The sequence below is a fragment of the Sphingobacterium sp. JUb56 genome (genome assembly GCF_014191365.1).
Taxonomy (GTDB): Bacteria; Bacteroidota; Bacteroidia; order Sphingobacteriales; family Sphingobacteriaceae; genus Sphingobacterium; species Sphingobacterium anhuiense.
In genome coordinates, this window is record NZ_JACHWL010000001.1 from 157,313 (window position 1) to 182,507 (window position 25,195).

22 protein-coding genes are annotated in these 25,195 nt (G+C 34.3%); 9 read left to right on the plus strand and 13 right to left on the minus strand.

Annotation, left to right across the window (positions count from 1 at the left end; all coding sequences use genetic code 11):
• The first annotated feature begins 50 nt into the window (after positions 1 to 50).
• Together FHR29_RS00620 and FHR29_RS00625 are read left to right on the plus strand one after the other, a co-directional pair.
• Positions 51 to 713: a metal-dependent transcriptional regulator gene (locus FHR29_RS00620; RefSeq protein WP_132841854.1), complete on the plus strand. Its 663-nt coding sequence runs from the start codon at positions 51 to 53 to the stop codon at positions 711 to 713.
• A gap of 381 nt (positions 714 to 1,094) precedes the next feature.
• Positions 1,095 to 3,167 carry an endonuclease/exonuclease/phosphatase family protein gene (locus tag FHR29_RS00625; protein WP_183911807.1) on the plus strand — a complete coding sequence of 691 codons (2,073 nt, stop codon included), beginning with the start codon at positions 1,095 to 1,097 and terminating at the stop codon, positions 3,165 to 3,167.
• A gap of 208 nt (positions 3,168 to 3,375) precedes the next feature.
• Here the strand turns inward: FHR29_RS00625 and FHR29_RS00630 are convergent, their stop codons facing one another.
• Positions 3,376 to 5,031: a DUF3472 domain-containing protein gene (locus FHR29_RS00630; protein WP_183911808.1), complete on the minus strand. Its 1,656-nt coding sequence runs from the start codon at positions 5,029 to 5,031 to the stop codon at positions 3,376 to 3,378.
• Between the two features lie 308 nt (positions 5,032 to 5,339).
• Between FHR29_RS00630 and FHR29_RS00635 the strand changes: the two genes are divergently transcribed.
• Complete coding sequence (locus tag FHR29_RS00635) at positions 5,340 to 5,492, plus strand: lmo0937 family membrane protein (RefSeq protein WP_108158845.1); 153 nt, start codon at positions 5,340 to 5,342, stop codon at positions 5,490 to 5,492.
• A gap of 120 nt (positions 5,493 to 5,612) precedes the next feature.
• On the opposite strand, the gene FHR29_RS00640 is transcribed toward FHR29_RS00635, so the two are convergent.
• Positions 5,613 to 6,452, minus strand: a complete 840-nt coding sequence (locus FHR29_RS00640) for an AraC family transcriptional regulator (protein ID WP_183911809.1) — start codon at positions 6,450 to 6,452, stop codon at positions 5,613 to 5,615.
• Between the two features lie 216 nt (positions 6,453 to 6,668).
• On the opposite strand from FHR29_RS00640, the gene FHR29_RS00645 reads away from it, so the two are divergent.
• Positions 6,669 to 7,583 (plus strand): AEC family transporter, encoded by a 915-nt coding sequence (locus FHR29_RS00645; RefSeq protein ID WP_183911810.1) that lies wholly within the window; start codon positions 6,669 to 6,671, stop codon positions 7,581 to 7,583.
• Positions 7,584 to 7,626: 43 nt separating this feature from the next.
• On the opposite strand, the gene FHR29_RS00650 is transcribed toward FHR29_RS00645, so the two are convergent.
• Together FHR29_RS00650 and FHR29_RS00655 are read right to left on the minus strand one after the other, a co-directional pair.
• A complete protein-coding gene (locus FHR29_RS00650; protein ID WP_183911811.1) occupies positions 7,627 to 7,899 on the minus strand; it encodes a redox-active disulfide protein 2 in 273 nt (90 codons plus the stop codon).
• Between the two features lie 117 nt (positions 7,900 to 8,016).
• Complete coding sequence (locus FHR29_RS00655) at positions 8,017 to 9,156, minus strand: acyltransferase (protein WP_183911812.1); 1,140 nt, start codon at positions 9,154 to 9,156, stop codon at positions 8,017 to 8,019.
• A gap of 202 nt (positions 9,157 to 9,358) precedes the next feature.
• Between FHR29_RS00655 and FHR29_RS00660 the strand changes: the two genes are divergently transcribed.
• The gene (locus FHR29_RS00660; protein WP_183911813.1) at positions 9,359 to 12,040 is read left to right on the plus strand and encodes a c-type cytochrome; all 2,682 of its coding nucleotides are present in this window, start codon (positions 9,359 to 9,361) and stop codon (positions 12,038 to 12,040) included.
• 438 nt (positions 12,041 to 12,478) lie between these two features.
• Positions 12,479 to 13,000 carry a hypothetical protein gene (locus FHR29_RS00665; RefSeq protein WP_183911814.1) on the plus strand — a complete coding sequence of 174 codons (522 nt, stop codon included), beginning with the start codon at positions 12,479 to 12,481 and terminating at the stop codon, positions 12,998 to 13,000.
• A gap of 628 nt (positions 13,001 to 13,628) precedes the next feature.
• Here the strand turns inward: FHR29_RS00665 and FHR29_RS00670 are convergent.
• The 4 genes from FHR29_RS00670 to FHR29_RS00685 all read right to left on the minus strand — a co-directional run bounded on the left by FHR29_RS00670 (position 13,629) and on the right by FHR29_RS00685 (position 18,293).
• On the minus strand, positions 13,629 to 15,065 hold the full coding sequence (locus FHR29_RS00670) for a glycosyltransferase (protein WP_221197770.1): 1,437 nt from the start codon (positions 15,063 to 15,065) through the stop codon (positions 13,629 to 13,631).
• 1,252 nt (positions 15,066 to 16,317) lie between these two features.
• Positions 16,318 to 16,509 carry a hypothetical protein gene (locus FHR29_RS00675; protein ID WP_132841866.1) on the minus strand — a complete coding sequence of 64 codons (192 nt, stop codon included), beginning with the start codon at positions 16,507 to 16,509 and terminating at the stop codon, positions 16,318 to 16,320.
• 4 nt (positions 16,510 to 16,513) lie between these two features.
• A complete protein-coding gene (locus FHR29_RS00680; RefSeq protein WP_183911815.1) occupies positions 16,514 to 17,230 on the minus strand; it encodes a DUF3667 domain-containing protein in 717 nt (238 codons plus the stop codon).
• Between the two features lie 301 nt (positions 17,231 to 17,531).
• Positions 17,532 to 18,293, minus strand: a complete 762-nt coding sequence (locus FHR29_RS00685) for a response regulator transcription factor (protein ID WP_183911816.1) — start codon at positions 18,291 to 18,293, stop codon at positions 17,532 to 17,534.
• A 162-nt stretch (positions 18,294 to 18,455) separates the two neighbouring features.
• Between FHR29_RS00685 and FHR29_RS00690 the strand changes: the two genes are divergently transcribed.
• Entirely contained in the window at positions 18,456 to 18,914 is a 459-nt protein-coding gene (locus tag FHR29_RS00690) for a GNAT family N-acetyltransferase (protein ID WP_221197771.1), read from the plus strand.
• Between the two features lie 203 nt (positions 18,915 to 19,117).
• Here the strand turns inward: FHR29_RS00690 and FHR29_RS00695 are convergent, their stop codons facing one another.
• From FHR29_RS00695 to FHR29_RS00720, 5 genes are all read right to left on the minus strand, one after another.
• Positions 19,118 to 19,813 carry a type 1 glutamine amidotransferase domain-containing protein gene (locus FHR29_RS00695; RefSeq protein WP_183911817.1) on the minus strand — a complete coding sequence of 232 codons (696 nt, stop codon included), beginning with the start codon at positions 19,811 to 19,813 and terminating at the stop codon, positions 19,118 to 19,120.
• 115 nt (positions 19,814 to 19,928) lie between these two features.
• Positions 19,929 to 20,504, minus strand: coding sequence for a Crp/Fnr family transcriptional regulator (locus FHR29_RS00700; RefSeq protein WP_183911818.1), 576 nt, complete (start codon positions 20,502 to 20,504; stop codon positions 19,929 to 19,931).
• 198 nt (positions 20,505 to 20,702) lie between these two features.
• The gene (locus FHR29_RS00705; RefSeq protein ID WP_132841875.1) at positions 20,703 to 21,758 is read right to left on the minus strand and encodes a 3-oxoacyl-ACP synthase III family protein; all 1,056 of its coding nucleotides are present in this window, start codon (positions 21,756 to 21,758) and stop codon (positions 20,703 to 20,705) included.
• Between the two features lie 736 nt (positions 21,759 to 22,494).
• Positions 22,495 to 22,707 carry a PLDc N-terminal domain-containing protein gene (locus tag FHR29_RS00715; RefSeq protein WP_183911819.1) on the minus strand — a complete coding sequence of 71 codons (213 nt, stop codon included), beginning with the start codon at positions 22,705 to 22,707 and terminating at the stop codon, positions 22,495 to 22,497.
• Positions 22,708 to 22,728: 21 nt separating this feature from the next.
• The gene (locus tag FHR29_RS00720) at positions 22,729 to 22,953 is read right to left on the minus strand and encodes a hypothetical protein (protein ID WP_183911820.1); all 225 of its coding nucleotides are present in this window, start codon (positions 22,951 to 22,953) and stop codon (positions 22,729 to 22,731) included.
• Positions 22,954 to 23,327: 374 nt separating this feature from the next.
• Between FHR29_RS00720 and FHR29_RS00725 the strand changes: the two genes are divergently transcribed.
• Together FHR29_RS00725 and FHR29_RS00730 are read left to right on the plus strand one after the other, a co-directional pair.
• The gene (locus tag FHR29_RS00725) at positions 23,328 to 23,912 is read left to right on the plus strand and encodes an RNA polymerase sigma factor (RefSeq protein ID WP_132770362.1); all 585 of its coding nucleotides are present in this window, start codon (positions 23,328 to 23,330) and stop codon (positions 23,910 to 23,912) included.
• A gap of 56 nt (positions 23,913 to 23,968) precedes the next feature.
• Positions 23,969 to 25,174 carry a FecR family protein gene (locus FHR29_RS00730; RefSeq protein WP_183911821.1) on the plus strand — a complete coding sequence of 402 codons (1,206 nt, stop codon included), beginning with the start codon at positions 23,969 to 23,971 and terminating at the stop codon, positions 25,172 to 25,174.
• Positions 25,175 to 25,195 lie beyond the last annotated feature (21 nt).

Here is a 25,195-nt window from a genome sequence, read left to right on the forward strand (position 1 = left end):
ATTTATAACAATATTGTTAGATTGTGCTAATAATTAGTAGTTTTGTTATAATGATATCACAGACTGAAGAAAATTATCTGAAAGCATTATTTGCTTTGACGAGTACAAAAGGTGAAGCCAGCGTAAATGAATTAAGTAAACTGCTGGATATAAAAATGCCTACCGTTAATGGTATGATGAAACGCCTCAGTGAAAAGGATTTTGTTATTTATGAGAGTTATAAACCATTAAAGCTTACGGAAAAGGGCAAGAAAGAGGCATCATTGATTATTCGGAAGCATCGTCTTACCGAGATGTATCTTGTGGAGAAAATGGGTTTTGGCTGGGAAGAGGTACATGATATTGCGGAACAAATTGAACATATAAAATCTCCAGCATTTTTTGAGAAAATGGATGAAATTTTAGGTTTTCCTGAAGTGGATCCTCATGGTTCTCCCATACCAGATGTAAATGGTAAATTAAAATTAAAAGAGTTTATTAAATTGAGCGATTGTAAAAGTGGGGATGTCGTAAAATTTATGGCTGTTAGACCTTCTTCGGAAGAATTGCTTAAATTTTTAAATAGCCGTCAATTGATTCTTGGGGCTGTGATTACGATAAAATCTGTTGAATTATTTGATAAGAGCATGTCTGTTAGTTACTCGGGTGATGGAACCGAGGTTTTAAGTAGTATGGTATGTGAAAAATTGCTCGTAGAACATATCAGTAAATAGGTTAATCTATATTTATAAATATAGGAAATAAGCATAGGAATAGAATTGTAGTTTCTAATGCTACAAGATGAAGTGTATTTCTCGTATTTCCTGTAACATTTTAAGTACTAAAAATCAATTTTGGAACAGCTCATTGAGCTGTTTTTTTATAAGCAAACGTTTGATTCGGTAGTCTAATGACGTTTGAACTAGTGGACCACACTTCTTGATGATCTGGCTTGCAACTTGGCTTTTGCGCATATTATTATATATTTGAAATACAAAAATAAGGTTGACTTATTTATTGTTATCGTTTTTTATGCGCTTTTCCTATGAATGGCACATGAAAAAGGGACGACAATTAAGTTTGGCTCATTTTTGTTATACTTCAAACCAATAATTATGTACCTAAGATATCAACTATTATCTTTTCTCCTTATCGTTTGCCTGTGCTCATTTGCTGTACAAAAACCTAAAAATTATCCTCAAAAATCTTTCCATAACCTAGCATTGCGTTTAGATGGTCATGATAATGATGTAAGAACGGGTATGGGTGTTTTACGGAATGAATGGACGATAGAAGCATGGATAAAAGGAGATGATCGTATATGGAAGGAGTATGAAGCTATCTTTGGTGGCGGTGAGTATAGCGATCTAAATAGCTGCGATAATATGCCTCTTGTGATTAAGAATGGTTATCTACATAGTAATGGGGTTGGACTTACGGCTTCTGAGCAATTGGATGATAATTGGCACCACGTTGCGGCTTCCTGTAATGGGAAGTCTACTTTTTTATACTTAGATGGTAAAGAAGTGGCTCGTAAAGATACAGTTGTTGCCATTTTACCAGGTGCTATTGGTCTCCACGAGAAAAAACAAAGTTTTGGTGGATATATTGATGAGGTTAGAATTTGGTCAAAAGCTGTTCCTATCAACGTAATCAATAAGTGGAAAAATAGATCTGTTGAAAGAACTCATCCCCAGTTTTCTGCCCTCGTAGGCTATTATACATTTGATGATTTTAAAGATGTAGTATCGGTAAACTGGGTAGGAAAGGGACATCTATCTTATCACTTGAGAAATGGACGCAGTGACTATTATGGCCAGCTTCCGATGGCATATACGGTAGAAAATACCAATGTTTCTTTTCAGAATTTTAATAAGAAACAGCAATTGTTTAATGCGGTCGTTGTACAGAATGAGTGGGATTTAGAACAAGGTACTTTAGATGGCCAGCTGTTAAAATTGAGGATTGTGGTACAGGGTGATCAAAAAGCGCTTAGCTTGGACGAAATTAAGCTTGATCTCACGCAAAACTCTTCTTTGAAAGATCTCAATGGTATAAAATTGTATTATACGGGGCAGTATCCTAAATCGAATATTAAACAGCCAATTTTCGATGGTACACAGCATCTCGAAAAAAAGATGATTTTTAGAAATAAGAATGCAAAAAATAAATTTTACTTAAAACCAGGTGTTAATTATTTTCTCGTTAGTGCCACTGTCCAAGATAAAGCGGAGATCGGGAATCAACTGGGGGCGCTCATTACTGATTTCGTTTTGTCTGGAAAAAAATATAAACCTGAGATAGAGGAATCAAAAGTTAAACAGTTTGTTACTCCTAAAGACAAGAATAATTTTGTTAAAGTGCTTCAGTGGAATATCTGGCATGGTGGTGTGCATTTGGGTAAAGATAAAGGCCGAGAACGTATTATTGATTTGATCCAAACTTCTAATGCGGATATTATTACCATGCAGGAAGGTTATGGTGCACAGGATACGATCGCAAAAACTTTGGGATTTTATTTACAAACCAAATCTTCAAAGGACAATCTGGCATTGTTCAGTAGATATCCTATCAAGAAGATCCAATCAAGTGAACCGTTTAAATCTAATCCTGCAACAATCAAACTACCTAATGGACGTGACATTATAGTGAATGGCTGCTGGCTTAGATATGCGTATCGACCTGAATATACAAGTGGTTATCAAAACTTCGGTATGGAACCTAAAACCTGGGTTGCAGAAGACGCTATACTTTCTTTGGTGGATGTGAAAAATTTATTAGAAAAGGATGTTGATCCTTATGTTGAAGCTGTAGATCAGCCTATTATAATAGGCGGCGATTTCAATTCTTATAGTCACCTGGACTGGACTGAAAAAACTAAAGATCTGCATTTTGGTTATGGTGCAGTACCATTTCCGACATCGAAGTTTATGATAGAAAACGGTTTTAAGGATTCTTTTCGTGAAATTAATCCTGACGAATTAGGTAATCAGGGCGGCACTTTTGCACCCATATATGGTCAAATGCCTGATGCCAGAATAGATTTTATTTACTATAAGGGGACTATTCAGGCGATCTCCTCAAAAATCATTAGGACAAGTCCGGAAATTGATGACGTTTGGGCTTCTGATCATGCTGCTGTGATGACGATCTTTGAAACTACGTTAGGTAAAAATATTAATAAATAGATCTCGATCGTACTTTTATGAAGAATTAAAGTTATTCGTACCTGTTTATTTGATCTATACTTTACTAATTGTTCAGAAACCAAAGTCGGGAGCAGTGTATCGCGCAAAAGAGTAAAAGTTTTTGAAAAAAAATAATCAATCTGCTATTTGATTTTCTCAAGGTATCTCCAGTAGTACCAGAATTGGAATTACTACTGGAGATTTTAATTTATTGCTTTTCTAGAACCCATTTTTGATTATTAGTACCAATATTATTATTGATACTGTATAATACAACTTGTGTATTATCACTCGTACTACTTCCGGGATTGTCGATAATGTATCCTTTGCTCAGAATGGTTTTAATGTATACCGTATTGTTGCTTTCCAGAAAATTGATGGTCCATTGTTGATTTTGGTTTGTCGAATTGGTATATTGAATTAATCCTGTGTTGATGTCATCTATACTTCCAGGAATATCGATAGATTTGGAACTAGCAACGTTTACTAAAGCATACCCAGCGCTTCCGGCAACGATTTTCCATTTTTGTGAATCACTTATGCTATTGCTATACTGTACGATCTGAGCTGCATTAGCAGTACTATTATCGCGAACAGTGAGGTATTTGCCGCTGCTTACATTTTTTATTTTGTAGGTATCATTCGCACTGAAAATGGTGAGCGGAATTAATTTTGAGGGTGCTTGTTGATTAAAAATATCTGTTAATGTTATGCGGACTGTATAATTTCCTGATGTTAAACTGCTTGATAACGTGTCCACTCTTTTTTCGGGTTTAATTTTCTCCTGCGTTTGTATTACAGACCCTGAAGCATTTAATAGCTCAAGTTTATAACTAAGCTGCGGTGATTTGTTTTCATTTATTCCCCAGGATACAATCAGCTTGTTGTTGTGGTAACGTACAGTACTATAGCTGTTTTCTATAGTCGTTAATTCCGGTGCATTACCTTGACCTGCCTGTGCTGGTAAATTTAGTACCCGCCCTGTACCAAAGGCTGGATCTGGCGTGGTGGAACCACCGTGTTCCATGAAATATGCGTCTTCTGTACTGTTGTATCCGACATTAAAGGCGCGATCAAATTGACCATTACGTACTGAATCATTGTCATTGGCAGAGAAATATCGGCTATTTGATTTTTCCCAAACGTTATTGATACTTAAATTCCAATTGTCTTTAAGAAATGCTTTACGGTGAAATCTACCATCATAATTTGGATTATCTCCGACCCAATTTTCTAAAAATGTTCCAGTACCTGACCCCAGATATCCTGCGCTTGCTTCACGGCCAATTGTAGAGGTATGCAACCATTTTCCTGTAGATAAATCTTGAACAAAATTGGCAATATATATTTTCCCATTTTCCTTCCAGGAACGAATGACCATATTATACCAAGTGTTGAGCGTCCAATTATAAGGATTTAATGTCTTTTGCCCATCGCCTTCACCACCAAATCGGCTAGCAATTGTTTTGCTATCGAGATAAGAGTAAAATGCTAAATTATTTGTTGCAGTATTTTTGTCCCACAGTGATGCGAGCATAATATTGGAAGTGCCATAGCGCAGGTCTGGTGTATCTTGAAGTCCCATATAACCGCCGTTATAATTTAGGACAGAAAAGTATTCCGTTTTTGCCGTATTTGTGATCTTTATTTTGCTCATTTTCAATATTGCATCAGAAGTGAAACTGTAAACAAGATGTTGTGAAGGAGCTGCATTACTACCTGTCAATGTGAGGTTAAGTAAATCTTTGTCACTCTGTGAGATTAGATTTGAAGGCTTTTCTAATCCCGATTTTACAATTTCCTTTGAACACGCTATTGTGCTCAATGCAGCGAGAAATACGCTGTGAATCATTAATTTTCTCATAAAAGGATCTGTTTATAATGGGTTTTTATTGCGTATTCTTTCCGCAATGGTATTAAGGTAGGAAGTTTTCTTTGTATAATTAGCAGCTGTTTTTAATGAAATCGATTGCGCAATTTTTAGTGTAATAAAAGGATGGGGGGCAGATCGTGAGCTGTTTAAGATGTTGATTTTCAGTTTTATTCAGAATACCGCCTAATTTTTAAAAAAAAAATCATAAGTTTTTTGTTTAGACAAACAAACTTATGCTCGGTTACTATTGTTATATAATTAAGTTGCTAAATATTAAAAACATTAAAATAACATATATTATGGGAAATTTATTATATATAATCGCAGTCATTTTAGTCATTATCTGGGCGATCAGTTTTTTAGGAGGTTTCTACAGTGGCGGTATCATCCACGCTTTATTAGTCATTGCAATAATTGTAGTATTGTTGCGTGTTATTAGAGGAAATGCATAAACTTTAACTTACTGATAAACATTCAGGATATTTCAAGAAGGTAGGTTGAAAAGAGACTTTTTAAAAGTCTCTTTTTTATTATACAGGATCTGAATAAGGTGCAAATGCGTAATCTAGTTCCTACTTTTTTGATCTGGAATAAGCAGATGGACTGACACCTTTGCTATTTTTATAGAAATGAGAGAAATGACTTTCGTCGTTGAATCCAAATTCGTCAGCAATCTGTCTGAAAGTAAAAAGTCCTGACGCTAATCGTTTATCGATCAATGTTATTTTATATGCTGTTAGATAGTCGCGATAACCCATGTCGAAGTTTCTTTTAAAATAGGTGCTGAAGTAAGTAGGCGCAATATTGAAGTGGGCTGCAATTTGTTTAATTTGTATTTGCTTTGGTTCATAAATATGTTGGTGAATATAAGAAATAAGAAGTTCCTTTGCCGGGAAATCATTTATTCCAAATAATAACATTTTCGTCATCGTTTCTATGATTATCCCGAATATGGAAAGAATCTGATGGAAAACAAGTGGAGATGTGGAAAGTGATCTAACACTATTATAAAGTAAGATATTATCTATTGTATTCCTTAATATTTTCCTTATCTCTGGATTGAAATCTAGTTTTATTTCTTTCAATATTTTATTATTCATGATCGCAATAGGCTTATTTATTGTTTGATTCTGTTGCGTCCAATGATTGCTATTACTGAAATAATCGTCAGTGAATTTGATTGCTATTACCCTTGTCCGTTTTTCAATTTTGAAATTATGTTGATCGTCAGGTGATATTACAAAGAGATCTCCTGCGTTATAGGCTAAGCTGTTGTTGTTGATCTCATGAATTCCCGACCCTTTATAAATATATACCAGCTCATAGTAGTTCTGTCCATGAACGGTTAGGTGGAAGTTGGATTCCTCAAAGTCAAATAATTTCAACGCATCAAATTGCTTGAGTTTGGTCATATGCGAGGCTGCTTTATGTAGTACTTCTCTTTGTTAAACTTCGTGATACATCTCTTCCAATACTCAAAAATTGTTCTAAATACCGTTGATTACCATCATTATTATAACTTATTTATTTTTTGTTTAAAACAAATATACATACTAATGTTGTTTTTATACATGCGATAGGGATGAACAGGGTGATAATTTTGCTGTCATAAAATAGCAAATTTTCACATGGACAATTTTGTAATGATCGCTTTCTGTATTAGTGCAGGAATGATCTTTCAGCATGCCAAATTCATGCCTCATGATGCACATAGAGGTATTAATATCTGGATATTGTATTTAGCTTTACCAGCTGTATCATTTAAGTATATTCCACATATCACATGGAGTAATCAGATGGTTTTTCCTGCAATCTCTCCCATTATTGTCTGGGCAGGAAGTTGGGTATTTATGGAATTCTACTGTCGTTATAAAAAGTATGGGCAACGTACCCGCAGTACTTTAGAATTATCTAGCGGTTATAGTAATACTTCTTTTATTGGATTTCCCTTAATTACGGCCTATTTTGGAGAACATGATCTGAGTATTGCTATTATTTGTGATCAGGTGATGTTTGTTCTTTTGTCTACTATTGGAATTATTGCGGCAGTTAAAGGAAATCCTTCCGATACAGGGGGAGTTAAAGTTTCTTTATTAATTAAACGCTTATTTACTTTTCCTCCTTTTATCGGTTGTGTTAGCGCTCTTTTTTTGTCCAAATTTATCGATTTGCAGGTAGCAGAACCGTTTATCAATAAATTAGCAGCTACTGTTGGTCCGCTTGCTTTGTTTTCTGTAGGTCTACAGCTCAAGTTTAAAGGGTGGAAACAGCAAATTTCACAACTTTCAATGGCGATGTTATATAAACTCATGATTGCTCCTGCTTTGGTACTGTTTATTGCGGTTATTATGGGTATTAAAGGGGATATCGCCCGCATCAGTATATTTGAAGCCGCTATGCCAACATTAATTACCTCGGGCATTATTGCAGAGCAGTTTCGGTTAAATGCCCGGTTAGTGAATCTGATCATAGGGATCAGTATTTTAGTAGGATTTATAACGACTGCATGTTGGAATGGAATAATGGATTATTTCATGATTTAAAAAGTTTTAATTTTCAATCTTAATGTATGACAATTCTTAAAGGTTAGATTTCAGTTTTGTTTTTGAATTCATTTGTTTCTCTATTTTTCAGTTCCGCTGTAATTTCCTTTAGCTTTTTGAAAAGAATGATTGCGATCGTTGATAGTGAAAAAGGTATCGTTAAAAGGGCACTGAACTTTTTGGTTATGGAAATATAAATCCCCATTGCTAATAGCAGTACCAACATTGAGGTTAACGTAATGGCTATGACTGCCGTTGTTTTTTTTGCTTGCAGCAATTCTTCATTACTGTATTCACTGAGTGGTTTCTTATTCATAAATAGGTTCCGTTTTAATAATTTAAATTTAATATCGCTAATTTTTTGTCGATTTTACTACAGTGAAAAGCAAAGGTTAGTTTAATTGTTTTTATCTGTTATTTATAAGTTTTAAACTTAACCTTTTTTCGACTTTGCAAATCGTTTTGCTAGGTAATTTCTAACAGGAATATCATATAATTTTAAACAGATATAAGCCAAAATAATACTTCCTATGACTACAGCTGCCGCGCCAGGTAAGGATTGCTCGAAAGTGAGTTTATTATTTTTTACCCAGGCATAGTAAAGATAAATAAAAGGATAATGTACAGTATATAATGGATAAGAAATGTCTCCTAAGAATCGACATAATCGAGTTGTATATTTATCTGTGCTTTTGCCTGAAGCGCCTAGATAGACAAGAATAGGGAATATTACTACGCAACAAATGGTGTCATATAGCCCATTTATCCATAAGTGCTCTGCTCCACCTAGGCGGGGTAGGGCTAATAGGGTCACTATAGTGATACTGCATATCCAAAAGGCTCCCTTAATATGAGCGGGTCTGAAAATTCGGGAGAGCAATAAGCCGGCAGAGAAAGAAAATAGAACGCGTAAAAATCCTGCTGTAAATTCTATTTCAGTTAACGAGAAACCGGCGCAAATGTCCCCATACGGTCCTGCAATGGCAAATGTTGCTAAACCACAACCTGCAATAAAAACTAATAATGCTAGAATCTTGGTTGAAAATTTTCTAATAATTAAGGCATAAAGAATATTTCCAATATATTCAAAGAATAATGACCAGCTCGGTCCGTTTAGCGGAAACATCTCACCTAGACCCCTAACTTCATGTCCCGGCATGGCCGGAATAAGTAATGCATTTAATAATGTTGCTCCAAGTAAAGCCGTTATCGTTACGGATGATACATCCCATACTGAACATCCTTGAAAGTAAAACATAATTGCACCTAAAACAGCTCCCATTACAACCATCGGGTGTAGCCGTATGATTCTGCGTCTGATAAAATCTTTTGTTGACATTTTTGACCAACGATCATCATAAGCATAACCGATAACAAATCCAGATAAAATGAAGAAAAAATCAACAGCTAGGTAACCATGATTGATACGTTGATCCAAATGACTGGTCGCAAATGCTTCAAAAATGTGAAAACATACCACAGTAATTGCTGCTACACCCCGAAGTCCATCCAGTACGTTGTAATGTGGTTTATTAAGATCGTGTGTACGCGAATTGGTTTGTGTGTTTAGCATGCAGACAAATTTGATTAGTAGTATATTTTTATTGAATAGACAAAAGACCGTGAATATAGGAATTAATTACAGTTTTTGAAATAATTATGATCTTAAAAAATGGAAATTTCTTTCAATTTTCGTAATATTTTTGCTATTATTATAGTTATTAGATTCATTAGTTGTAATTTGCTCAATATTTATGCAATTATAATACCTTACAATGAAAAGGAAACTAAACCTATTATTTCTCTTTCCTATATTATTGGGATTTACCAATAATATTGAAAAGCCAGTACATCAAAAAGTAAAAAATGAAAATGTACATTATTCAACTACAGCTACATTACATGCTCAGGATAGTTTAAAAACTTTATCAGGAGCTCCGGCAGACCTGATTATGACCTCTTTTACAGCTGCGGATCTTACTCCTAGTCCAGCTTGTTTAGCTGTGGCGCCTACGGGTGAAGTTTACGTTGGGGTTGATATGATCGGATCTTTAGGAAAAGATATGGGTAAAGGGTTTATCCGCAGATTTGTTGACACGGACAACGACGGGAAAATGGATAAGCATACTGATTTTGCACGTGTTGATAATCCTCGTGGTATTTTTGTTTTAGGTGATCAAGTTTTCGTTTTGCATACCACGTTTGATGCATCGACTGGAAAAGCAACAGGAATGGATTTAGTTGTATTTGAAGATAAAAATCAAGATGGGGTTGCGGATGGGGTAGCTCAACCACTTATAGTGGGTCTAAGTAATACCAAATATATTCAAGAGCGTGGTACGGATCATGCTACTAATGGAATACGGATGGGTATTGATGGTTGGATGTATATTGCAGTTGGTGATTTTGGATTTCATAATGCAACAGGTACAGATGGCAAGAAATTGACCATGCTGGGGGGAGGAATTTTACGTGTGCGTCCTGATGGAAAAGAAATGGAAATATATACACATGGATTACGTAATATCTATGATGTCGCTATTGATCCATATATGAATATCTTTACCCGTGATAATACCAATGATGGTGGCGGTTGGGACATTCGTTTTTCGCATCAGATTCAATCTGGAGAGTACGGCTATCCTTTGTTATTCCAAAATTTTACAGAAGAGATTATTCCTGCTTTGGCCATGTTAGGTGGTGGATCGGGTACAGGATCTTTATATATGGACGAGGATACCTGGCCTGAAAAATATAATAAGGTACCGATGATGGCGGATTGGGGCAGAAGTTTCTTATATATGCATCATGTTACACCAGATGGACCAAGTTTTACACAAAAAGAAGAAGAATTTATCCAATTGCCACAAATTACAGATTTAGATGTGGATGGTTCCGGCAGGTTATATCTAGCAGCTTGGGATGGAGCAGGTTACTCAGGTAACCCGGATAAAGGTTATGTTGCGCGCGTAGTACCAAAAGGATGGACATACAAAGCTTTTCCTAATACGAAGAAAGCATCTATTGGCGAGTTAACTAATCTTTTGAAATCGGGTAGTGCAACAACTAGGCTTTACGCGTCACAAGAACTTATTTCCAGATCATCAGATGAAGCAACAGCAGCTGCTATTAGTATTGCTAAAGACAAGAGTTTAGGGCTCAGTGCTCGTGTTGCCGCAATATATACTTATGCACAGTTGGCAAAGGAAAAAGCAATTCCGGTTTTGGTTGAACTTACAAAGGAGGATCAGATCCGTGAATTTGCGTTACGTGCTTTGACTGACCGTATGGGATCATTAGAGCAAGTGCCAATTGATCCATTCATTGATGGATTGAAAGATGCTTCCGTACGTGTACAAACGGCTTCAATGGTTGGTTTGGGTCGCTTGGGCCGAGTAGAAGCTGCAAATGCATTATTGCAGACAAAGGTGCCAGCATCTTTTGTTGCTCCCGCTAAAGGAGTGGAGGGGCCACACGATAAACCTAATGCCGCCATTATACCTGCACATCTAGCGGTTAAAGCGTTAGTTCGCTTAAATGCAGTTAATGCAAGTGTAGGTTTTTTGGGAACAGAAAATCCTGATCTAGCTTTATGGGCTATGCGTTATATGCACGATGCCAGAGCAGTTGATGGCTTAATCGCTGCTTATGGAAAATCAAAAGATCAAAAATTTAAAGATAAGATTCTAGTAACCTTAGCTCGCTTATATAAGAAAGAAGATGCTTATGATGCTTCGTGGTGGTGGGGAACTCGTCCAGATTCGCACGGGCCATACTATAAAGGAGTTGTTTGGGAATCTTCACCGGTCATTGAGAAATTCCTGAAGGCAGAGAGCGTAAAAGCTGGAGCGACGAAAAAACAATTTTTTGCGGATCTAAATGAGAAATTCCGTATGGAAATTGCTTCTTTTAATGTTGCTAAGAAAGAGGTTGCTGTAAAAGAAGTTAAGGAGAAAAAAGTTGATTTAGAAAAAATCAAAAACCAAAAAGGGCAAGTAGGAAAAACATCCATTGAGGATATTATGTTAGCATTAGCTAAAATAAAAGGTGATCCGGTAAAAGGAAAAGCGCTATTTACAAAACAAGGATGTTTTGCATGTCATAGTCTTAGTAAAAGTGAAACGATGAAAGGACCATTTATGGGACAAATTGGTGCAATCATGAATCGTGAACAGATTGCCGAATCAATTTTAAAACCAAATGCTTCAATTTCTCAAGGATTTGCAACAGTTTTGATCAGCACTAAAGACAAAAAGAGTTTTATGGGTTTTGTGACACAGGAAACTGCTGATAAAGTTGTATTGAGAGATATTGCTGGATCTGTTACGACAATCAAAAAAGCTAATATTGCAAAACGTACGGAAATGGGTAACTCGATGATGCCCGCTGGATTGGCAAATTCATTAACAGTTGAAGAATTTGCTTCACTAGTTGCGTTTCTAGCAAAACAAAAATAAGAAGTCTTAACATTTATATCATTAGAGGCCGTCAACTACATTTAAGTTGGCGGCCTTTTTATGTTTCTTGTCAGCCTAATGATAAATTATTTATGGATATCTTTTGCTATAATAATCGAAAAGGAAATTGATCTTTGATTTGGACTTGACAAAATAATATAAAATAGATAATTTAACATATATAAAAAGATTTATGATTTTTAACGGATCGTTTTTTTATAATTTGCTCGGGATTATAGTCTGCAGCTACTCAGACTAATCGAGAAGAGTAAAAACCAAACAAACTTAAAGCCGTTCTGTGTTGTTATATAATAAAAATATGTTCGGTCAAGGACAGCTTATGAGTTGTCCTTGTGGAACTGTTTTGTTTAATAATATAATATATAACAGGTTTTTGAGGTTATATCATTGAGTATCATTTTTTAAATTAAATTGAGTATGGGAATACGTTTTTATGTCTGTGTTTTTTTCGTGGTAAGCTCGATCACATGTTTTGGTCAAATCAATATTGATAAGATGCGCTCAGATTATGCTTTAGCTGTTAAAGATAAAAAGCTCTGTGAAACGAATCTTAAAATCTTGGATGAGGGAGCAAATACAGTAACCGAAAAAGGATATCTTGCTGCATATGAGATTCTTTGGGCAAAACATAAAAACAATCCATTCACCAAATTAAGCCAGTTTAAGAAGGGTAAAAACTTATTAGAATCTGTTATTGTCAAACAAAAAGACAATATTGATCTGCGTTTTATCCGTTGGTCTGTGCAAACCCATGCGCCCTCATTTCTCAATTATAGTAAAGATCGAATAGATGATAAAGAGTTTTTGGTGCGTAATCTAAAAAAACTACCGAGTCAGGAAGGGAAAAAAATAATTTATAAATATCTGAGCGAAGCCAATAGCTATCTTAAGGGAGATCATGCATTCTCAAAAGCTGAGCTTGCTGAACTTTCAAAATAGTAGCTTAATTTTATAAATGGTTACGTATAGTTTGTAAGAAAGATTACTTACTATTTTGATTTCTTGTTTTTAGAACATACTTTAATAGTTATTGAATGTTTTAAAAATGAGATTTTTTTTTGATTCTTACTTCTGCAATTACTTGTTTTTTATTTTTGAAATTAATTAAATGATCTGAACATGTAGTCTATCTAGGTATAGCACTATAAAATTATTTTTATGCTTTTTGGCTTATATAAATAATTTTTTTTAAGAGATCAAGTTGAATTATAAAGGCTAAGCTGATCACCATACTTACTATATAGGAATGATTAATTTCCTGTCCTAACACATAGAAACCCCTATATTCGACAGAATATTGATTTCAATGTATTGCAATCAATTGTTTAAACAATTCTTTATCTAATTTATTCAGAACAACTGCAAGTAGCCGAATTTATATATTTTACGAAAATTGAGATGATTGAAGTCTAAAGTATTCGCATTATCAATGAAGTCTAGAAGAAATAATAATCTAATGCATCTTGTAATGATTAATGGGCAAGAACTAAGTGAAATTTACTTAGTCTTGCCCATTAAGTGCATTTATATTTATTGTAACTAATACATGGAAGTATTATACGTTAAATTATCCTCTGGTTAACCAACCACTTCTTCCCGCAGTTGCAATTGCATAAGGTGTGATCCAGAATAGTGAAAGTGCGTAAAAAATACTATATGTATATGCCCAGATTGCTTCCTTCTTATTATCACTTTTTGAAGCAAAAAAGAAAGCTTGTACACTTGAAAAAATTAATATACCAACAAAAGTAGCGCTCAGAAACATTAGTGGATAGTGAAATATTGTCCATAGCATTAATAGAAGCAAAGGATAAGAAAGTAAGACTTTTTTCCACTGCATAAGCAATAAGATACGCGTACCCAATTTTTTACCTTCTCGGAAGTTGGTAAAAGCAAAACGGCTCATCATGATGTTTTCGCGTACATTACTTCTTTCCCAACGGATATACATTTTATATAGATTTTTGTATCGTACAGGAGTATCAGTATACACATAAGCATTGGACTGAAATAGTACGTGATATCCTTGTTTTAGAATCATATTTGTCATAGCACGATCTTCACCAATATCTGATGGTTGATCCATAAAGGTCTGGTTAATCCAATCTTCAAGACAATTCATTACCGATTCTTTTCTGTATGCAGATAGAGCTCCAGGTGTACACATTACTGAACCTAATACACTTTGTGCAGAGCGTACAAATTCAAAACTAAATATAAAACTAACACTGAGCATACGTGGAATAATTGCTTTCTTATTGTTTAAAACACGTACATTTCCTGCAACTGCTCCACAATTCTCATTTTTTACAAAAGGAGAAACCATATTACGCAAAGTGTCTTTTTTTACAATAGAATCACTATCAACTGTAATAAATACATCGCCTTTTCCTAATTTGAATCCACGATATAATGCATGTCGTTTACCCATATTTTTAGGTTGCTTATAGATTTCCACACGGTCACCTAATTCTGCTTTGGCACGCTGTATCCAGGTAAACGTATCATCTTTACTTCCATCATCAATAGCAATAATCTGAAGTTTTTTTTCTGGGTAATCACTATTAGCGAGACTGTGTAAGGTATCATATACCAGATGACCTTCATTATATGCGGGTACTATAATGGTACATGAAGGCAACTCCTCATTTGAAACCGAAGCTATCGGTTTATACTTCATATGTAAAACAATTAGATAAACTAAAAAGCTTACGCTCGATAAAAGTAAAAAAATACCAAATCCAACAAGCAATGTTCCACCTATACTATTTAATCGTTCAAATCTTAATGCTTCAAATTCTGTTTGAAGCATGTATAGACCGAAAACCGATGTTAGTAAGATCAAAAATGTAAAGCCCCAAATGCTATATTCTTTGAGACCATATTGCATTGTTTTACGTAACAAATTATTTTTTTGTTGTTTTGATTCCAGCTCTTTTGAATTAAATACTGCTGGCTTGACTTGCATCTTAACCTCCGATGAGGGAGTGAGAACTTCTTCCATGTAATTCATATTCTTCTTTATTATGAGTGTGTGCTAATGCATTTGATTTTGCTATCAAATGATAAACTATCTTTTGTAATAAGAATATTACGATTGACTATTTACAAAACACATGCCCTAATAACCATTTAAAAAATATGTTAATTGCCAATTGTAACAAACTTGATATAATTATTGGTGTCATAAACAACTGATTTATAGTGGGGTTATCGTTGTTTTTTGATGCTTTGGTATACTTGTTAAATGTCTGTTAGATAATTAGATATTTAAGGTTTTTTAACATTTCGGACATGTTGTCCTATGCTATTTGTTCTTTTTTGTTGTCACTTGAAGACAGTAAATAACCAAAATTATCTCATTGTGCTGATGATTTACTGTTACCATCTGGAAAATTAAGCAACTAAATTTGTACAGAAGTTATGATAGGGTCTATGTTAAAATTTTGGCACTAATTATTCAATTAAGGTTGAATTTAATTTCTTGGAGTGTATGCGTAAATCCAAATCTTGATCGAAGGATGATAGGTTATAAAGTAATTCAATTATACAATGATGAAGCTTAAATATTTTACCCTTGATTTTGTCTATCCGTTATAATAATGATTTGCTTATTAAAAGTAAGTATATCGACCTCAAGAGGTGTGATGTTGCTTCTAATATAGTGGAGAATTCTAGTATCCAAAAATAATATACTAATATTTTTAGATATAATAAATTATAGTTATATTAGTGCTATTAATATTAGTATACTTTATAGTTTGATTATGGATAAGAAACCAGCTTGCTGTCCGCTTTGTGGTGCTCGCACAGAATGGATTACCGAATTTATGAATGCGTCTTATGTACAGATTCACACTTGCTTAGATATTCACTGCTGTTATGGATTTTTAGTAAAGGAATAATGAACGGGTGTGAAAAATTGATATCTTGAACGGGTGTTTACTTCTTTTTATGTATAAGTAGTGCTTAAAGGAGTCAGTCTTGCGTGGCTAATTGGTCGTATATTTGTTCTACAGTTTAAGAAATAAATTGCAGATCCTTAACCCTCTGGAGAAAGGCTATTCAGAAAAAAGATTCCGGTAAGGTGCAGTAATAGCATGCGGATAAGAATATTTATTCTTTTTCCCTGCTTATATGAGGGAAAAAGAATGTGTATAGTATGAGATTTAATATGAAATCAACATATTGAGATAGGATGTTATTTCATTGAAACAACCAGGCCTTTATACCTCGTCTATAGGATTTTCCTTACTTTATTTTTCAGATTGCTTTTTAGGTTTTTTTACAAGGATGTATATTGAGAATGCAAAGACGGTAAAATAGACAGCTGCTAATGCGGGTTTTTCAAATGTAAAATTTTCAAAGTCGAACTGCTTAAACAAGGTCACTCCGAGTATAATAGCGATAATGCTAAATACAAATGATATTGGTTTTCTATTTTCCATATTTTTAATGTTTTATAAGTAAGTCGATTATTGTTCCTATTGTTAATGCAATTGTTACAGAAGTTAATATTCCTAACACGAATGCGGCGAATGCTTTTAAATAGTTTATGGTCTTCTTTTTGTCAAAGAAATGACCAATAGCCCAACTACAATAGGCAATACCAATCATGCCTCCAAATTGCATTAAGTCAATTTGTATCAAACCATATAAGCAAGCAAAAAATGCATATATAAGCATCTCTATACCTGTAACAAAGCATAGTAATATTAAAATTTCAAAAAAATTATAGTCATATTTTTTGAAAAATATTTTAACCCAAAAAGCAGTAAATACTCCCAGTATGATGTTGGCATAGCCATAGTGACTTTGTACCCAGCTGAAAATTCTGCCTGTGGTTGTTGTTGAGATTCCGTCATATTTTACATAACCTTCCTCAATATGGAAAAATCCGTTAACAATTGTATATAGAAGGGAAGTGATGATGATAAAAATAATAGGTTTTACAAGTCGAGCTCTATTTTCTGAAATATAACGTCTCACATTGTCCCCAGGGCTAGTTATTAATTCCTTGATGGTATATAGGATACCTCTTTCAAAATGTAATACATGTTCGATCTCGTGTGCAATATAATGCCCATCTATTCTCTTTAGTTTTGAAGGTTGTCCGCAGTTTGGACAGTAATTCTGATATACTTCGTTGTTGCAACTTTTACAATTCATCTCTCTTCATTTAATAATTTGGCTAGTATTTATTTACAAATGGTTAGAGCGGTAGCAACTTCCATTTTTGATATAAATATTGAAATGTATATGGATGAAACAGTTTGTCATTATCCATGAGTCAAATGTATTAAGTTTAATCGTTAGTACGCATCGTTCCTATTAAATCTACACTTTTGTGTAGGAATAAAATCAATACTCATTTTGCAATCAAATTGAATATACAGAAGCTATTGAATGATATTGCGAAATTGATTGTTAATTTTTATAATTGATGAGCATAAGTGCATCTTACTATGAATTAGAAAAGTGACAGTTCAATTGCTATGGCTGTAGCTTCTGTAATACTTTTTACTTTTAACTTGGAGAATATTTGCTTTTTGTAGAATTTAATAGTATCGATAGAAACAAAAAGCATTTCAGCTATTTGCTCCATTGTTAATCCTTGGGCAGAGTATCTTAGAATATCTTTTTCTCTTTTTTTTAATAAAATTGCAGGTTTTTCTGACCAAATATTATTGATCAGATCATATTCGAAATAAGATTTGTCAAATTCATTCTTTATTCTAATATTTCCCGCTTTAGCATGAGACGATATGGACACCAAACAAAGTGCTATCCAAAGGTTTGAGGAGTTGTCTAGTAGGAGAGGCTTTAGCTTGTGATTGATCAGAATTGGTTTTCCTATTGGTTGCTTAAGATGGAAGTCATATGAAATGGAATGTTGCATCCGATCTTCTTCCGATAGATTTTTGAGGAAATCAAAGCCACTATCATTAATTTTTTTTAATAGTAGAAGATCTTCTTCAGGTACATTATTAAGATAATGCTGATAACCATTTTTCAAAACTTCATCAGCTGTACGACCACAAAGAAATATTGGATTGTCGGACACAAAAAGAAATCCCTTTTTATAATAATCAATCAAATACACACTTTGATAAGTTAATTGACTGAGTGATCTCGCAAAATCTACGATAGGTTTGGTTATATTATAATCCAGCTCATTCAGAGTATCTTTAAAATGTACGGGCTCAAAAAAATCATCAATATTTATATTCATAAAGTAAGGTTAGTAGGTATAAAATGGTTATCTCCTAATCTATTTTACAAAGTAATGAAAAATGAAGAATAATCGAACCTTAAATTTAATGTGACTTTGGATCATTTTTATGTATCTTGAAATGTAAAAATTAGTTGTACATAGATTAAATTAGTTAATTAAATGATGGTAGAAATACGGAATGCGATTGAATCTGATATTGAGATATTATTAAATTTTGAAAAAGGAATAGTAGATGCTGAAAGACCCTTTGATGACAGTTTAAAAGAAGGGGAGATTCACTACTATGATTTAATGGATCTCATTCGAAGTGAGCGAGCAGCGTTATTGGTGGCTGTTGTTAATAATGAAATTGTAGGTTCAGGCTATGGTAAAATTTTGGAGGCGAAACCGTTTCAAAAACATAAGGAATACGCGTATTTGGGTTTTATGTATGTGAATCCCACATTTAGAGGTCAGGGTATTAACGGTGTAATTTTACAAAAACTTATGGAATGGGCTAAAAGCCGTGGCTTAACGGAAGTTCAATTGGATGTTTATGATGAAAATGTAATCGCTAAAAATGCCTATCTAAAAGCGGGATTTAAACCCCATTTATTGAAAATGCGTTTAGACTTGTAAATCCTTTTACATTGTAAATTTATTGACATGTCACTTATTAGAAGTGATCGTGTGCAAGTTTTGTCATGAATCTTATCTATTAAATGTTTTACATCAGATATTTCATAGATAAAGCCAAGATACTTAAGGTAACCAAGGTATACGAACTGATGTAGTAAGATCCAGTCCGTATACCTTGATTGTAATTATTCTTATGAAGACTTTTAATTCGCTAATAGCGCGAGTAATTCTTTCGCTGTTTCTTCTGAAGAACCTGGGTTCTGTCCAGTAATTAGGTTACCATCTTTTAAAACATAGCTGTTCCAGTCCTCTCCTTTACTGTATATCCCTCCAAGTTTTACCAGTTCATCTTCTACTAAAAAGGGAACAACATTGGTCAATTGCACAGCTTCTTCTTCAGAGTTCGAAAATCCTGTAACTTTTTTTCCTTTAACTAATGAAGAACCGTTTGTATCTTTTACGAAGCGCAGTACTCCAGGAGCATGACATACTGCGGCAACTGGTTTATTGTTTCTCCAGAATGCTTCAATAAGTGCGATAGACGTTTTATCATTTGTTAGATCCCAAAGAGGACCGTGTCCTCCCGGATAAAAAATGGCATCATAATCTTGCTCACTTATTTCCTTTAATGGAATGCTGTTTGCTAGTTTAATTTTCAGTTCTTTATCTTCATCAAATCGTTTTGTTGCAGCTGTTTGAAATTCTGGTAGCGCACTTTTGGGGTCTATTGGTGGTTGTCCGCCTTTAGGAGAAGCAATTGTTACATTTACACCTGCATCGGCCAAAACATAATAGGGAGCGGCAAATTCTTCAACCCAAAAACCTGTTTTATTACCTGTATCTCCAAGTTGGTCATGCGATGTCAGTACAACCAATACTTTTAAATTCTTTTTTTCCATCTTTGAAAATTTTAAATGTTTAAAATGATATCACAAAATAGGGCATAAATCATTAGACCTTTATGTGATATACATCACATTTTAAAGAAAGTTTGTTTTGGTGACATATGTCAGATTATTTGACCTGATAAAGTCTGCTTAATGTTTCGCGCGAAACTCCGAGATATGCCGCAATTAAATGCTTTGGTACCAGGTTATAAAGATCGGGATATTGTTGCATGAGTTGCTCATAACGGCTTCTAGCGTCATTGTTAAGCAAAGAGAGAATTCTTTTTTGTAAACCTATATATCCTTTATTTGAACGCCATCTTAGAAATGTTTCTATCTCGTGAATTTCTTTGCAGACTTTTTCCCGGTCTTCACTAAATAGGCAAAGAGCATTGGTATCGATAACACAGTCTAGATTGACAGTCGCCTTTTTATTATTATGAAGTGCATCATAATCAGATGCCCACCAGGTTTTTGTTGCAAACTGTAGAATATGCATCTTTTGTTCATCGTTGACAAAAAAAGTTTTTAGGCAACCATTGAGAACAAAATATTCACATACTACACGATCCCCTATATTTATAACAGATTGTTTTCTTTTAAAGGATACAGGTTTTAAAAATGAGAAAAAGTAATCAAACTGTTCATCACTAAGCTGGACAGTTTGTTCTATATGATTTCTAAGAATTTCACGATCGGACATGTGTAACGTATGGATTTGTATAGAAAATAGTATCTAAAAATAAGTGTTATAATTTAAGATTAGGAGCGGTTTTCAATCTCTTATCGTCTGTTTAGATCTGAATCTTGTTTGCTATTGTAATGTTAGATTCAGTTCGATTTGTTCTGAAAGTTATTTGAAATTAATCTTCATAATTTTATTTGTGTTTCGGTAAAAGTTTTAAAATTTATAAACAAATGCGTTGATATTCATACCAGCACCTACGGAAGCAAATAGGGTGATGTCTCCTTTGTTGATCTTGTGTTGAGGCAATTCCCCTTGAAGTATCATCGCTAATAAAGTTGGTATGGTTGCAACGCTATTATTGCCCAATTTCTGAATGATCATAGGCATAATGTCGGGTGGTTGTGGTGTATTGTACAGTTGGTAGAATCTATGTACAATAGCTTCATCCATTTTTTCATTAGCTTGGTGTATGATGATCTTAGCAAGATCTTTTATGTCATATCCACTCTCGTCAAAGCATTTTTTCATCGCTTTTGAAACATTAGTCAATGCGAACTCATATATTTTTCGGCCTTTCATTTTCAAGTATTTTGTGTCAGAATCTTGATTAAAATAGGAGGGGCCAAAATATAAATAATCAATCTCATTGAGTGTAAAAGAAGCCGAAATATGGGATTTAAGCCCAGAATCATCATCGCTACATTCCATTATCACTGCTCCCGCACCGTCCGCATAGATCATACTATCTCTATCATGAGGATCTATGACGCGGGAAAGCGTTTCAGCACCTATGATCAGGCACTTTTTAGCAAGCCCTGCTTTGATAAAGGCGTTTGCCTGAATAACACCTTCCACCCATCCTGGACAACCAAAAAGCAGATCATAAGCTACGCAGAAGTTATTTTTAATTTTTAAAAGATGTTTTACACGTGAAGCAAGGCTTGGTACCATATCAGATTGGATAGAGCCGTGCTTAACATCGCCGAAATTATGGGCAAAGATGATATAATCCAAAGTTTCAGGGTCGATCTGCGCATTTGTTATCGCCTTTTGTGCAGCCTGAAATCCTAGATCGGATGCCACTTGATCATCCATTGCATATCGTCTTTCTTCGATTCCAGTAATCTCTTTTAGTTTTTGTGTGATTATCTCATTGGACTGTTTTAGAGGCTGTTCATTTTCATCAAAAAATGTGGAATCTTGAAAAAATGTATTTTTAACGATGTGGGATGGAGTATAATGTCCAGTACCTATAATTTTGCTACTCATTTTCTTATATTACTTAATTAATTTAGCGATAATTACTGAGACCAGCAAATCTTAGTTATTGAAGAGGGAATAAATATTTTATTTGTAACTGATCAACCAGCTTCAAACAAGCCTCGATAGTTAATTCTCCAGTACTTTGGACAAGAAATGAATATCCACTTCTTGTACTGGCAAGGAGGTAGATTTAGTCAATTTACTTCCAACACGTTCGGGATTCTATAAACAATTCAATCTGATTGATTACAATTGGGAGTTTTTTAATGATATCCTGAGTCCAGAACCGGAATACCGTATATTCTAGTTCACGCAGAGCAAGGTTAGTGCGTACGTCTTTTTGCATATTACGTTCGATTTTCGGTATCCAGAATAAACGGTTAGATTTAATACGGTTTCGGTTCTTTTCCAGTCAAAGCCGTGCCAAAATTCACCATCGACAAAAATAGCCAGTTTACATTTTTTTTATGACGATATCAGGTGTTCCGGGAAGTGATTTATCATGTAATCGTATGTTTTTTGTCTATAGTGCTTACCGTAAGATCAGTTCTGGTTTTGAATTTTAACTCGTATTCTTGCCATATTCCAACTTCGTTTGAGGCTTCTATAGAAACTAGCTTTCTTCTGGAAATGCGGTACATAGATTTTTTAGAATCTGATTAACTGCGTTGTTTTTCACTTAGTTTAACAGCGATTTTCCTAAAACTTACTCATTTCATCTCTTTGATTGCACTGATCTTCTTTATATATTATTTGATTTATCTTTTCCAAACCACCAATAGAAAATGCATCCAATTACATTGAATAGTAAAACAGCTACTATCCACAGTATCCTCTTGTCACCGGGTATATTATCATTGGTGATGATGTGATAAATCGTGTACACGACCAAAAGAATGGGAACAAGAAGATAAAGCATTTCTGTTGTTCCGATATTGATCAATGATAAGTTCATAGCGTAGAAAATGTTCGTTTACTATCGCGTGATCGCAAAATATATAACATAGAACCAGCTACAGATACCATGGAATATGGCCCAGAGTATCGATTTGTTTCGATCCCAAGAAGTAACAACTGCTATCACCGAACCTAAGCCAATCCCCGATTTAGTAACGATTTGTGTGGTGTTTTCTGTAAATTCCTGTCCAAAAACAAATGAAGTGATTGATAGTAGGAATATAAGTAAGGTTAGTTTTTTCATAATAATGCGCCTTTAGGTTTTAATTCCGGTGTTATATGGGACAAAATGTATTCCTGTTTTTTTTTGAGTGATAAGCTTTCGCTCTAGCTAACTAAAATTACAACATTTATGTGACCAGGGCAAATAATTGTTGTTGTATATTCAGATTTGCCATCATTGCTGTTCTATAATTAAAGAGAATAACAACATATTTTCCCATGCAAAAAGATATACTGAACAAGAAGCTGACGTTAACTGTAGACCCGATAAAAAGTCAACGATTCTCAAAATGCATATGGCTTCTTGATAATTTCATTTTGATATACTGTAATATTTCTATAGATTTATCTTCAATTATATTTCTTTTTTAAGAAAAACCTAAGCACAATACTACAATGAACTTGAAGGGAATGCCTTGCAATATAGAAGAGTTTAATCGCTTCCAATTGGGTGATGAAGCTGTATTTCATAAGATATTTGTGTTTTATAAGCCTTTCCTGTTTCGGAAATTTAACCAATTTTGTTCTTCCAATGTCGAGGTGGAAGAAGTATTGCAGGAAGTGTTTGTACAATTATTCTTAAAAAGACAGCAGATTCCAGATATTCAATCGATTTTTCCTTTTTTGTATATAGTTGGAAAGCGGATGTCCATATCTTACTTCAGGAAAGCAGTGGTAAGGGAACAATATATGCTAAAAAATCAATCGCAATTTAATGAAGCATATGACTGCCTGGAAACCCACATTGAAACTAAGGATCTATCCGATATTCTAGAATCTATTATTAAAGACCTTCCAACGCAGCAGCAGAAAATTTTTCGTATGAATAAACTTGATGAACTTAGTTATAAGGAAATCGCTGCTGAAATTGGTGTATCAAAACATACCGTACGAAATCATCTAGCTACAGCTTGTAATTTTGTACGATTAAAATTGGATAAGATTCTTTACCTACTTTTTTTTATAAAAATTATTTTCTGACTAGTACATCCTTTCGACCTAGTGCGATTAGTATAATAGAGCAAGGGAAATAAAAGATGTCCAAAGTAGAAGCATATAAAAATTTGATTCGCCAGTTTTATACGAAGTCTGTCCGCGAGGATTCGAAAGCCCATTTTGCCCAGTATTTAGAAGATCCTGAGTTCTTAGAAGCATGGGAGCAGTTGATCGATGATGATGAATTAGATCGTGCTTCATCCTCAGAACCGGACGATGATCAATTATTTGATAAAATCAAATTCGATTCCCGAATCAGGGAATATTTAACGACAGTACCTCTGCGTAAAAAACTCATTTCCACAAAAGTTTTCAAAATTGCTATCGCATCCTTAATCCTGTGCACAACTGTGGGCAGTTTTTTAATTTGGAATATCAATCGTAAAAGCAACCCGACTCTGGTGAGTAATACTAAAGACTGGGTTGTTCCTGGAAAAGAAAGAGCTCAAATTATTCTAGAAAACGGTCAGGTTATTGACCTTGATAAAATTACAGGTGATACGGTTATTGATAATGGTGCATTCGAAATCCTAAAATTGGCGGACGGTTCAATTTCATATCGCATGAAAAAGGGTGATCATAATGAAAAAAAAATTGCCTACAATACAATTGTTACTCCCCGTGGTGGTGAGTATAATCTGAAATTACCAGATGGAACCAGAGTATGGTTAAATGCAATGACCACCCTTAGGTATCCCATTGTGTTTGATAAAATAAAGCGGGAAATTTATCTGCAGGGAGAAGCATATTTTGATGTAATGGCGCAGCAGGAAGATGGTCGGCGAATCCCTTTTGTTATTCATACTGGTGGTCAGGCGCTTGAAGTGCTTGGGACAGAATTTAACCTTCAAAATTATGGACAGGACATTGTAACAACCTTAGTTGAAGGTAAAGTAAAACTAAATTTTGAGGACAGTCGTCTTGATGATCAATATCTAGCACCAGCGGAACAGTCTATTTTTTATACCAAAGCAAATAAAGTGATTAAAAATACCGTTGATCCCTATTATTTTACAGCCTGGAAAGATGGGAAATTTGCTTTTAGCAAAACCTCCATTCAAGATGTAATGGGGATCATCAGTCGGTGGTATGATGTGGATGTCATTTATAATACTAAAATTGAAAATTTTGAATTTTCAGGCACAATATCTAGATACGAAGATTTTCGAAAACTGTTAAAAACCATCGAATTGGTAGGAGGTATACATTTTGAAATTGAAGGAAGAAAGGTATATGTCAAAAATTAAAGCAATAAAATAACCAATCGG

Coding starts and splice junctions, on each gene's coding strand:
- FHR29_RS00705 (WP_132841875.1), bottom strand. CDS start 21,758: ATGAGTAGCAAAATTATAGGTACTGGACATTATACTCCATCCCACATC.
- FHR29_RS00695 (WP_183911817.1), bottom strand. CDS start 19,813: ATGGAAAAAAAGAATTTAAAAGTATTGGTTGTACTGACATCGCATGAC.
- FHR29_RS00655 (WP_183911812.1), bottom strand. CDS start 9,156: ATGCTAAACACACAAACCAATTCGCGTACACACGATCTTAATAAACCA.
- FHR29_RS00730 (WP_183911821.1), top strand. CDS start 23,969: ATGTCCAAAGTAGAAGCATATAAAAATTTGATTCGCCAGTTTTATACG.
- FHR29_RS00685 (WP_183911816.1), bottom strand. CDS start 18,293: ATGAATATAAATATTGATGATTTTTTTGAGCCCGTACATTTTAAAGAT.
- FHR29_RS00620 (WP_132841854.1), top strand. CDS start 51: ATGATATCACAGACTGAAGAAAATTATCTGAAAGCATTATTTGCTTTG.
- FHR29_RS00680 (WP_183911815.1), bottom strand. CDS start 17,230: ATGAATTGTAAAAGTTGCAACAACGAAGTATATCAGAATTACTGTCCA.
- FHR29_RS00670 (WP_221197770.1), bottom strand. CDS start 15,065: ATGGAAGAAGTTCTCACTCCCTCATCGGAGGTTAAGATGCAAGTCAAG.
- FHR29_RS00625 (WP_183911807.1), top strand. CDS start 1,095: ATGTACCTAAGATATCAACTATTATCTTTTCTCCTTATCGTTTGCCTG.
- FHR29_RS00640 (WP_183911809.1), bottom strand. CDS start 6,452: ATGACCAAACTCAAGCAATTTGATGCGTTGAAATTATTTGACTTTGAG.
- FHR29_RS00720 (WP_183911820.1), bottom strand. CDS start 22,953: ATGAAAAAACTAACCTTACTTATATTCCTACTATCAATCACTTCATTT.
- FHR29_RS00665 (WP_183911814.1), top strand. CDS start 12,479: ATGGGAATACGTTTTTATGTCTGTGTTTTTTTCGTGGTAAGCTCGATC.
- FHR29_RS00660 (WP_183911813.1), top strand. CDS start 9,359: ATGAAAAGGAAACTAAACCTATTATTTCTCTTTCCTATATTATTGGGA.
- FHR29_RS00715 (WP_183911819.1), bottom strand. CDS start 22,707: ATGAACTTATCATTGATCAATATCGGAACAACAGAAATGCTTTATCTT.
- FHR29_RS00635 (WP_108158845.1), top strand. CDS start 5,340: ATGGGAAATTTATTATATATAATCGCAGTCATTTTAGTCATTATCTGG.
- FHR29_RS00675 (WP_132841866.1), bottom strand. CDS start 16,509: ATGGAAAATAGAAAACCAATATCATTTGTATTTAGCATTATCGCTATT.
- FHR29_RS00645 (WP_183911810.1), top strand. CDS start 6,669: ATGGACAATTTTGTAATGATCGCTTTCTGTATTAGTGCAGGAATGATC.
- FHR29_RS00630 (WP_183911808.1), bottom strand. CDS start 5,031: ATGAGAAAATTAATGATTCACAGCGTATTTCTCGCTGCATTGAGCACA.
- FHR29_RS00690 (WP_221197771.1), top strand. CDS start 18,456: ATGATGGTAGAAATACGGAATGCGATTGAATCTGATATTGAGATATTA.
- FHR29_RS00725 (WP_132770362.1), top strand. CDS start 23,328: ATGAACTTGAAGGGAATGCCTTGCAATATAGAAGAGTTTAATCGCTTC.
- FHR29_RS00650 (WP_183911811.1), bottom strand. CDS start 7,899: ATGAATAAGAAACCACTCAGTGAATACAGTAATGAAGAATTGCTGCAA.
- FHR29_RS00700 (WP_183911818.1), bottom strand. CDS start 20,504: ATGTCCGATCGTGAAATTCTTAGAAATCATATAGAACAAACTGTCCAG.